Below are 7629 nucleotides of genomic sequence, written 5' to 3'. Positions count from 1 at the left end.
AAAATCAAGTTGAATCCGGGCGCGGCGATTTTTCCGTAAGGCGTTTTCCCTCTACGTCGTAGCCATACTCTGGTTTTACTTCGGCTGACCTCACCCCCACGACATTCCAATCCAACCCGTCTACTGTTCAGCAAACCCTCGCGCCCATCGGACGTTACATGCTCAAAGGACTGACCCATCTCCTGCGCCCCAACGGCTATTTCACCCCCATGGCCTGGGTCCTCGCGGCTCTGTTGTTCATCAACCGCCTCAGCGCCATGGTCAAGCTGTTCATGGCGCTGTACCTGCGTCAGGAATTGGGGCTGGCGATTGAAACCGTGGGCTGGTTGCTTTCGGCCTATGGCGCTGGGTTGCTGGTCGGTTCGATGCTCGGTGGCTGGCTCAGTGATCACGTGCGCACGGCGCGGCTGACGGCGGTGCTGTTTTTCGTTTCGGTGTGGGTGCTGATGCTGTTGGGGCTGGTGACGCAGGTGCCGTGGCTGGCCGCTTTGTTGTTGCTCAGCGGTGTCATCGATGGGGCGATTCGGACGTTGCATCAGCGGCTGATCATGGAGTATTGCGAAGTCGCGCAACGTTCCCGTGCGCAGGCCCTGAGTCGGGTGGCGCGTAATCTGGGCATGGCCGCTGCCGGGGTGGCGGGCGGAGTGTTGGCGCAGGCGGATTTTCGTTGGGTGTTCTTTGTCAGTGCGGCGATGACGATGCTGGCGTTGCTCTGGTTCGTGCGCACGACGTGGCGGCGGTCGGTGCTGGTGGTTGAAGACGAATCGACCGATGGCTCAAGCCTGCCGTATCGCGACAAGCCGTTCCTCTGGCTGCTGGCGGCGACGGCCGTATTGGGCATCGCGTTCGACACCGTGTACAGCACGCTGGGCAATTATCTGCGTGATTACTACCACCTGAGCACCGAAGCGATCGGCTGGCAGTTCGGGCTCAATGCGCTGTTGGTGATCGCGTTGCAGATTCCGCTGTCGCATTCGGTCGAGCGTTGGGGCTCGCGTTGGCAAATGCTCGCGGGCAGCTTGTTGCTGGCCTGTGGGCTGGGCATGTTGCCGTTCGGTTCAGGACTGGCTTTTGTCTGTCTGTCGACGCTGATCTGGACGCTGGGCGAGGCCTTGTTCATGCCGCCGTTGAATGTACTGGCGATGCAGTTTGCGCAGAGCGGCAAGAGCGGTCAGTACTTCGGGCTGTTCTTCATGAGCTGGAGCGCCAGTGCGTTGTTGTCGCCGGTGCTCAGTGCGCAGCTCTACGGCCAGTTTGGCGGGCACAGTGTCTGGCTGATGAGTGCGCTGCTGGTGTTGATCTCCATTCCACTGACCTGGCAGGCCACGCGCAGCGCTTAGCTGATTCGGTTATCGGGGTTATTCGAAAGCAATCTGGTGGTCGATGGCATTTCTGCCTGTGCGGTCGCGTCCTAAGTGGTGAGCCGGTCGGATCGCAACTAGATTTCACATCGAGCCAGTCCGGCAAGCATGTCTTAGCGCAACAGGATGGAGTCGGCCATGAAAAGCAGATTGCTACGGATTTTGATGTTGTTGAAAGTGATGGTGATGCTATCCCTCGGCACCGCAACGGCATGGGCCGAGTGCGAGGATCACGAATCTCAGGCGTTCAACGGCCAGGTCGGGCATAACGGCCTTATGCTGGCCAAGTCCGAGTCGGAACCGGGGGATATGAATCAGGGCGGCAGCGCCGATGATGACGACTCGACCACTGATGAGCCGGACACCGATGACCCGGATGACGAAGGCGATAGCCAGACATAGATCGCCGGCCAAACAAAAACCCCTTCGGCCTCGACTGATGCGCAATCGAGGTGGAGGGGGTTTTGTTATCGCATGAATTCTTGAATCAACACGAACTCCCTGTGGGAGCGAGCCTGCTCGCGAAAGCGTCATTTCAGTCGACAATGTTGGTGACTGTTACACCGCATTCGCGAGCAGGCTCGCTCCCACATGGATATTCCGTGGCCTTACGCCGCGCCGTCGAGAAACTGCTCGGCGTAGTGGCAGGCCACTTGCCGGTTATCCAGTTCACGCAACAGCGGCTCTTCCGTGCTGCAACGCTCGGTCGCATACGGGCAGCGTTTGTGGAAAGCACAGCCTGAAGGCGGGTTCAGCGGGTTGGGCAGTTCGCCGACGATCTTGATTTTCGGCTTGTTCGGGTCCGGATGAATGGTCGGGGTCGCCGACAGCAGGGCCTGGGTGTACGGATGCAGCGGGCGTTCGTAGATGTCGTTCTTCGGACCCAGTTCCACCGGGCGGCCGAGGTACATCACCATCACGTCATCGGCCACGTGCTGCACCACCGCGAGGTTGTGCGAGATGAACACGTAGGCTGTGTTGAACTCCTGCTGCAAATCCATGAACAGGTTGAGCACCTGGGCCTGAATCGACACGTCCAGCGCCGAAGTCGGTTCGTCCGCGACCAGCACTTTCGGTTGCAGCATCATTGCCCGCGCCAGAGCGATACGCTGGCGCTGACCGCCAGAGAACATGTGCGGATAGCGCTGGTAGTGCTCGGGGCGCAAGCCGACCTGCTTCATCATCGCCTGGACTTTCTCGCGACGTTCGGCGGCTGACAGCTTGGTGTTGATCAACAGCGGCTCGGCCAGTTGATCACCGATTTTCTGCCGTGGGTTCAACGACGCATACGGGCTCTGAAACACCATCTGCACGTCTTTGCGCAGTTGCTTGCGCTCGGCCTTGTCGGCGCCGGCAACTTCCTGACCGGCGATCTGCAGCGAGCCCGATGACGGCTCCTCAATCAGCGTCAGGGCGCGGGCGAGAGTGGATTTGCCGCAGCCCGACTCCCCCACTACGGCGAGGGTCTTGCCGGCTTCCAGTTCGAACGACACGCCGTTGAGCGCGCGCACGGTGGCGTGGCCCTTGAACAGGCCACGGGAGACTTCGTAGTGACGGGTCAGGTCGCGGGCGGTAAGTACGACGGCCATTACGCCACCTCCTGGTTCAGCGGGTAGAAGCAGCGGGCGAGGCTGTTGGCTTTCGGATCAAGGCCCGGGCGCTGGGTGCGGCAGTTGTCCTGCACGTACGGGCAGCGCGGCGACAGCAGGCAACCCTGCGGACGGTCGTAGCGGCCCGGAACGATGCCCGGCAGGGTCGACAGGCGTGAGGCGCCGAGGCTGTGCTCGGGAATCGCCTTGAGCAGCGCTTCGCTGTACGGGTGCGCCGGGATGTCGAACAGTTGCGGCACCTGACCGACTTCAACGGCCTGGCCGGCGTACATCACGCAGACGCGCTGGGCCGTTTCCGCCACGACCGCGAGGTCGTGAGTGATCAGCACCAGGCCCATGTTCTGCTCTTTCTGCAACGCCAGCAGCAGATCCATGATCTGCGCCTGAATCGTCACGTCCAGCGCGGTGGTCGGTTCGTCGGCGATCAACAGTTTCGGCTCGCCGGCAATCGCCATGGCGATCGCAACACGCTGGCTCATACCGCCAGACAGTTGATGCGGATAGGCGTCCATGCGGCTGGCGGCGCCCGGGATTTCGACTTTTTCCAGCAGTTCGATGGCACGCTTGCGCGCTTGCTTGCCGGACATTTTCAGGTGCAGGCGCAGCACTTCCTCGATCTGGAAACCGACGGTGTAGCTCGGGTTCAGCGCGGTCATCGGGTCCTGGAAGACCATCGACAGGTCTTTGCCGACGATCTGCCGACGCTGACGATTGCTCAGCTTGAGCATGTCCTTGCCGTCGAAGCTGAGCGAGTCGGCGGTGACGATGCCGGGATGCTCGATCAGGCCCATCAGCGCCATCATGGTCACGGATTTACCCGAACCCGACTCGCCAACGATGGCCAATACTTCGCCTTTGTCGACTTTCAGGTCGAGGCCGTCGACCACCGGGGTCGCGGTCTTGTCGCCGAAGCGGACGTTGAGATTCTTGATTTCTAGCAGTGACATTTGAATCTCCTCAGGCGGCGTTCTTGAGTTTCGGGTCCAGCGCATCGCGCAGGCCGTCGCCCATCAAGTTGATTGCCAGCACGCTGAGCAAAATGGTCAGACCAGGCAGACTTACTACCCACCAGGCGCGTTCGATGTAGTCGCGGGCCGAGGCCAGCATGGTGCCCCACTCAGGGGTTGGCGGTTGTACGCCGAGGCCGAGGAAGCCCAGTGCAGCGGCATCGAGAATCGCCGAAGAAAAGCTCAGGGTTGCCTGCACGATCAGCGGCGCCATGCAGTTGGGCAGCACGGTGATGAACATCAGGCGCGGCAGACCGGCACCGGCCAGACGCGCGGCGGTGACGTAGTCGCGGTTCAGTTCGCCCATGACGGCGGCACGGGTCAGACGCACGTAGGACGGCAGGGAAACCACAGCAATCGCGATCACGGTGTTGATCAGGCCAGGGCCGAGGATGGCGACGATCGCCACGGCCAGCAGCAGCGATGGCAGGGCGAGCATGATGTCCATCAGACGCATGATGGTCGGGCCGACCACTTTCGGGAAGAAACCGGCGAACAGACCCAGCAGGATCCCCGGAATCAGCGACATCACCACCGACGACAAGCCGATCAGCAAGGACAGGCGCGAGCCCTGGATCAGACGCGACAGCAGGTCACGGCCGAGTTCGTCGGTGCCGAGCAGGAACTGCATCTGCCCGCCTTCGAGCCACGCCGGTGGCGTCAGCAGGAAGTCACGGTATTGCTCGCTCGGGTTGTGCGGCGCGACCCACGGCGCGAAGATCGCGCAGAAAATGATCAGCAGCATGAACAGCAGGCCGGCAACGGCGCCCTTGTTCTTCGAGAACGCTTGCCAGAATTCTTTGTACGGTGACGGGTACAGCAGGCTTTGATCCACGGCGGACGTGGCGGTGGCTACTGAGGATGTTGGAGTGCTCATGGGTATTGACCTCAGCGCTGATGACGGATGCGTGGGTTGGCAAAGCCGTAGAGGATGTCCACCACGAAGTTGACCAGAATCACCAGGCAGGCGATTAACAGGATGCCGTTTTGCACCACCGGATAGTCCCGGGCGCCGATGGCTTCGATCAGCCATTTACCGATGCCGGGCCAGGAGAAGATGGTTTCGGTCAGGACCGCACCGGCCAGCAGCGTGCCGACCTGCAGGCCGACTACGGTCAGCACCGGAATCAGCGCATTGCGCAGACCGTGCACGAAGACCACGCGCGACGGCGACAGGCCTTTGGCCTTGGCGGTGCGGATGTAGTCTTCGCGCAGCACTTCGAGCATCGACGAACGGGTCATCCGCGCGATTACCGCCAGCGGAATGGTGCCGAGCACGATGGCCGGCAGGATCAGGTGATGCAGGGCGTCGAAGAACGCGCCGACGTCATCGGCCAGCAGCGTGTCGATCAGCATGAAGCCGGTTTTCGGCTCGATGTCATACAGCAGGTCGATGCGCCCGGAGACCGGGGTCCAGCCCAGGCTCACCGAGAAGAACATGATCAGGATCAGGCCCCACCAGAAGATCGGCATCGAATAGCCCGCGAGGGAGATGCCCATCACCCCGTGGTCGAACAGCGATCCTCGTTTGAGTGCCGCGATCACCCCGGCCAGAAGCCCGAGGATGCCAGCGAACAGCAGGGCGGCCATGGACAGTTCCAGGGTCGCCGGGAAAAGAGAGGTGAACTCGGTCCACACGCTTTCACGGGTACGCAACGACTCACCGAGATCGCCTTGGGCCAGTTTGCCGATGTAGTCCAGATACTGGGCATACAGCGGCTTGTTCAGCCCCAGGCGTTCCATTGCCTGAGCGTGCATTTCGGGGTCGACCCGACGTTCGCCCATCATCACTTCCACGGGGTCGCCCGGAATCATGCGAATCAACGCGAAAGTCAGCAAGGTGATGCCGAAAAACGTGGGGATCAACAACCCCAGTCGGCGGGCAATAAAACTAAACATCTTGTGTGGTACCTCATCAGCCGGTTAGGCGTGCCCGGTGTTCCATAGGTCAGGAGCACCGGGCGTTTCTTATCTACTTCACCTGGGTGGTGGCGAAGTTATTAGTGGTGAGAGGGCTGATGTGGTAGCCCTCTACATTGTTGCGCATTGCAGTGAACATCCGAGTATGGGCCATGCTGATCCATGGCTGGTCCTGATTAAACAGCACTTGGGCCTGTTCGTAGAGCGCGGCGCGTTCGGCCGGATCTACTTTAGCCCGTGCTTCATCCAGCAGTGCCTGGAATTTCTCGTTGCACCAGCGTGCGTAGTTTTCGCCGTTCTTGGCGGCCTCGCAACTGAGCATAGGCGTCAGGAAGTTATCCGGGTCGCCGTTGTCGCCCGCCCATCCGGCCGAGACCATGTCGTGCTCGCCGGCCTTGGCGCGCTTGAGCATCTCGCCCCATTCCATCACGCGGATGTCGATCTTGATCCCGACTTTCGCCAGGTCAGCCTGCATCATCTGCGCGCCGAGCATCGGGTTGGGGTTGGTCGGACCGCCGCCGTTACGGGTGAACAGGGTGAAGGTGGTGCCTTCCGGAACCCCGGCTTCCTTGAGCAGCTTGCGCGCTGCGTCGAGGTCGCGCGGCGGGTTCTTCAGATCATGGTTGTAGCCGAGCAGGGTCGGCGGGTACGGGTTGACCGCCACCGACGCGTTACCCTTGCCGAACAGTGCGTTGACGTAGGCTTCCTTGTCGAACGCGATGTCGATGGCTTTGCGCACGCGCACGTCGCTCATGTACTTGTGCTGGGTGTTCATGGCGATGTATGAAACGGTCATCGCGTCCAGCTCGTCGACTTTCAGCTTGCTGTCTTTCTTGATGCTCGGGATGTCATCCGGTTTCGGATACAGCGCGACCTGGCACTCGTTGGCCTTGAGCTTTTGCAGGCGCACGTTGTTGTCGGTGGCGATCGCCAGGATCAACGCGTCGGCCGGCGGCTTGCCACGGAAGTAATCCGGGTTGGCCTTGAAGCGCACCTGCGCATCCTTGGCGTAACGCTGGAAGATGAACGGGCCGGTGCCGATCGGCTTGTTGTTCAGATCGCCAGTCTTGTTGGCCTTGAGCAACTGGTCGGCGTATTCGGCCGGGTAGATCGACGAGAACGCCATGGCGATGTCGGCCAGGAACGGCGCTTCGCGGCGGGTCAGGGTGAACTTGACCGTGTTGTCGTCGACTTTCTCGACGCTTTTGAGCAGTTCCTTGAAGCCCATGCTTTCAAAGTACGGGAAGCCCACGCTCGACAGTTTGTGCCACGGGTGATTCGGGTCCAGCTGACGCTGGAAACTCCAGACCACATCGTCGGCGTTCATGTCGCGGGTCGGCTTGAAGTATTCGGTGGTGTGGAACTTGACGCCTTTGCGCAGGTGGAACGTGTAGGTCAGGCCGTCTTCGCTGATGTCCCAGGACTCGGCGAGCGCCGGGATCACTTCGGTGGTGCCGGGCTTGAAATCGGCCAGGCGATTGAAGATGGTTTCGGCCACAGCATCCGCCGTGACTGCAGTTGTGTACTGGACCATATCGAAGCCTTCCGGGCTGGCTTCGGTGCAGACCACCAAGGGTTTGGCCGAGGCGCCGACAGCGACACTCAGCAACGCAGCCGCGATGGCCGCACGTAGGGGAAGCATTTTCATCGATAACCCTCTGCAATCGGTTGAAGACAGAAAACCGAACGGCCGACTCATCATGAGTCAGCCGTCGGTTGGCGTTTTTACAG

General features: G+C 61.0%; 7 protein-coding genes and 1 pseudogene. 3 read left to right on the top strand and 5 right to left on the bottom strand.

Annotated features, from left to right (window positions below; genetic code table 11):
- The first annotated feature begins 158 nt into the window (after window positions 1-158).
- The 3 genes and pseudogenes from D6877_RS07150 to D6877_RS30220 all read left to right on the top strand — a co-directional run.
- Window positions 159-1340 carry an MFS transporter gene (locus D6877_RS07150; protein ID WP_130910326.1) on the top strand — a complete coding sequence of 394 codons (1182 nt, stop codon included), beginning with the start codon at window positions 159-161 and terminating at the stop codon, window positions 1338-1340.
- A gap of 159 nt (window positions 1341-1499) precedes the next feature.
- A complete protein-coding gene (locus tag D6877_RS07145) occupies window positions 1500-1763 on the top strand; it encodes a hypothetical protein (protein WP_130910325.1) in 264 nt (87 codons plus the stop codon).
- Between the two features lie 62 nt (window positions 1764-1825).
- A pseudogene (locus D6877_RS30220) lies at window positions 1826-1951 on the top strand (metal ABC transporter ATP-binding protein); the annotation flags it as partial.
- Between the two features lie 18 nt (window positions 1952-1969).
- On the opposite strand, the gene D6877_RS07135 reads toward D6877_RS30220, so the two are convergent.
- The 5 genes from D6877_RS07135 to D6877_RS07115 all read right to left on the bottom strand — a co-directional run bounded on the left by D6877_RS07135 (window position 1970) and on the right by D6877_RS07115 (window position 7546).
- The gene (locus D6877_RS07135; protein ID WP_130910324.1) at window positions 1970-2950 is read right to left on the bottom strand and encodes a peptide ABC transporter ATP-binding protein; all 981 of its coding nucleotides are present in this window, start codon (window positions 2948-2950) and stop codon (window positions 1970-1972) included.
- A complete protein-coding gene (locus D6877_RS07130) occupies window positions 2950-3918 on the bottom strand; it encodes an ABC transporter ATP-binding protein (protein ID WP_016771722.1) in 969 nt (322 codons plus the stop codon). Before D6877_RS07130 ends, D6877_RS07135 begins: the two co-directional genes overlap by 1 nt.
- A 10-nt stretch (window positions 3919-3928) precedes the next feature.
- The gene (locus D6877_RS07125) at window positions 3929-4855 is read right to left on the bottom strand and encodes an ABC transporter permease subunit (protein ID WP_016771721.1); all 927 of its coding nucleotides are present in this window, start codon (window positions 4853-4855) and stop codon (window positions 3929-3931) included.
- Between the two features lie 11 nt (window positions 4856-4866).
- On the bottom strand, window positions 4867-5877 hold the full coding sequence (locus tag D6877_RS07120) for an ABC transporter permease subunit (RefSeq protein ID WP_016771720.1): 1011 nt from the start codon (window positions 5875-5877) through the stop codon (window positions 4867-4869).
- A 73-nt stretch (window positions 5878-5950) separates the two neighbouring features.
- Window positions 5951-7546 (bottom strand): ABC transporter substrate-binding protein, encoded by a 1596-nt coding sequence (locus tag D6877_RS07115; protein ID WP_130910323.1) that lies wholly within the window; start codon window positions 7544-7546, stop codon window positions 5951-5953.
- Window positions 7547-7629 lie beyond the last annotated feature (83 nt).

This window comes from Pseudomonas sp. Sample_9 (genome assembly GCF_004307535.1).
GTDB lineage: Bacteria > Pseudomonadota > Gammaproteobacteria > Pseudomonadales > Pseudomonadaceae > Aquipseudomonas > Aquipseudomonas mercuritolerans.
This window is presented reverse-complemented; position numbering and strand designations above follow the sequence as displayed.

Coding starts and splice junctions, on each gene's coding strand:
- D6877_RS07115 (WP_130910323.1), bottom strand. CDS start 7,546: ATGAAAATGCTTCCCCTACGTGCGGCCATCGCGGCTGCGTTGCTGAGT.
- D6877_RS07130 (WP_016771722.1), bottom strand. CDS start 3,918: ATGTCACTGCTAGAAATCAAGAATCTCAACGTCCGCTTCGGCGACAAG.
- D6877_RS07120 (WP_016771720.1), bottom strand. CDS start 5,877: ATGTTTAGTTTTATTGCCCGCCGACTGGGGTTGTTGATCCCCACGTTT.
- D6877_RS07150 (WP_130910326.1), top strand. CDS start 159: ATGCTCAAAGGACTGACCCATCTCCTGCGCCCCAACGGCTATTTCACC.
- D6877_RS07125 (WP_016771721.1), bottom strand. CDS start 4,855: ATGAGCACTCCAACATCCTCAGTAGCCACCGCCACGTCCGCCGTGGAT.
- D6877_RS07135 (WP_130910324.1), bottom strand. CDS start 2,950: ATGGCCGTCGTACTTACCGCCCGCGACCTGACCCGTCACTACGAAGTC.
- D6877_RS07145 (WP_130910325.1), top strand. CDS start 1,500: ATGAAAAGCAGATTGCTACGGATTTTGATGTTGTTGAAAGTGATGGTG.